The 1,450-nt window shown below is 75.1% G+C and carries 3 protein-coding genes; all 3 read right to left on the bottom strand.

The window, feature by feature from the left end:
- Positions 1-247 (bottom strand): diacylglycerol kinase family protein (locus ND748_RS34360; protein ID WP_374216090.1); only part of this gene is annotated, 247 nt, incomplete at its 3' end.
- A 155-nt stretch (positions 248-402) separates the two neighbouring features.
- Positions 403-1,047 (bottom strand): DUF6758 family protein, encoded by a 645-nt coding sequence (locus tag ND748_RS31925; protein ID WP_251750000.1) that lies wholly within the window; start codon positions 1,045-1,047, stop codon positions 403-405.
- Positions 1,048-1,180: 133 nt separating this feature from the next.
- Positions 1,181-1,450 (bottom strand): aminotransferase class III-fold pyridoxal phosphate-dependent enzyme (locus tag ND748_RS31920; RefSeq protein WP_251749999.1); only part of this gene is annotated, 270 nt, incomplete at its 5' end.

Raw genomic sequence — 1,450 nt, 5'->3', positions numbered from 1 at the left:
CCACCCGGCCCTGCGCGGTCGCCTCGGCGGCGAGCTGGCCGGCGTGGGCGAGATCGCGGGTGGGGGCGACCCGCACGTCGGCGGACCACCGGTCGAGCTCGGCGCGGACGCCGTCGAGCAGGCGCAGCGCCCGCCCGCGCCCCGCGCTCGGATTGACGATCACGGTGAGCAGCCGCCGATCGACCTCCACGGCCGCCGGAGTCGAGGGCATCGGCGAGACGGGCACCGGCGGGGCAGGGGCCCGCACAGCAGACGTCGACACAGCAGCGGCCGGCACAGCAGACGTCGGCACAGCAGCGGCCGGCGAGGCGGGTGCTGGCGGGGGGGACGGTTCCGTCACGCTCGCCTGTTCCCTTCGCCGGCCGATCCGATCGGATCAGCCTACGGCCACGGCGACCCGGCTCACCCCATCGTGAACGGCGCGACGGTGAGATGCTCGCTGACGGCGCCGAAAAACGACCGTTCGCCGATCTCGGGGGCGTCCCGCACGTCGCGCAGTACCAGCTGCTCCAGCAGGATCAGCGCCGCGTCCGTCGGCCAGAGCACCAGCCACAGCCACACCCCGCGGGCCTCCCCGACGAAGGCGGCTCGGTCCGGCGGGACGGCCAGCGGCCACATCGCGGTGGGATGCCCGGCGGCCTCGACCTTGGCCTCGGGCACGCCCGGCAGCGCCTGCGGGTCGAGGCCGGTGATGCCCGCGAGCCGGGCGCCAAGACCCACCCCGGGCGCCTCGGCGACGAGGATCATCTCCGCCGGGCCGCCCAGCGGGCAGGGGCCGGCGAGGGCGATCGCGCTGGCGCGCGGCCCGGTGCGATCGTCACCGGCCCAGCCGACTCCGCTGACGTACCAGTGCACCGGCATGGGTTCGGGCAGCCACGCGGGCACGGTCGAGGACGTGGCCAGGGCGTGCAACGCCTGCTCGCGGGAGGAGACGGCCGTCCGGTACGGGCTCACCTCCCCGTGCTCGTCGCAGCGGTACTGGCTGCTCCACAGATCGGGTGGGCGGAGCGGGCCGAGACAACGAGGGCAGGCGGCAGCAATGGTCACCAGGCGCCTCCTAGCGTAGGTGGGACGGTGCCGCCGGACCTCGGCGGTTCCGATACCGCTGTTCCCGCCCTTCACCACGAGCAACCGTCCCACCAGCACAGATGTGCCGAACCGCCGGGCATGACGGCCATGATCAACGGGCGGCGGCGACCTCGGCGAACGCCTCGTCGAGGACGTCGAGACCGGCGAGCAGCAGCGAGGTGTCGATGACCAGCGGCGGCAGCAGCCGCAGCACGTTGCCCCAGGTGCCGGCGGTGAGCACGATCAGGCCGCGGCGGTGGCAGGCCGCCGCGACGGCGACGGTCAGCTCCCTGTCCGGGCCGGTGTCGCCACCACCGCGGACGAGCTCCAGGGCGAGCATCGCGCCGCGCCCGCGGACGTCGCCGACCACGTCGTGCCGCGC

This window comes from Frankia sp. AiPs1, assembly GCF_023716945.1.
Lineage (GTDB): Bacteria > Actinomycetota > Actinomycetes > Frankiales > Frankiaceae > Frankia.
Note: the sequence above shows the minus strand (reverse complement) of the source record. Positions and strands in the feature narration are given on the sequence as shown.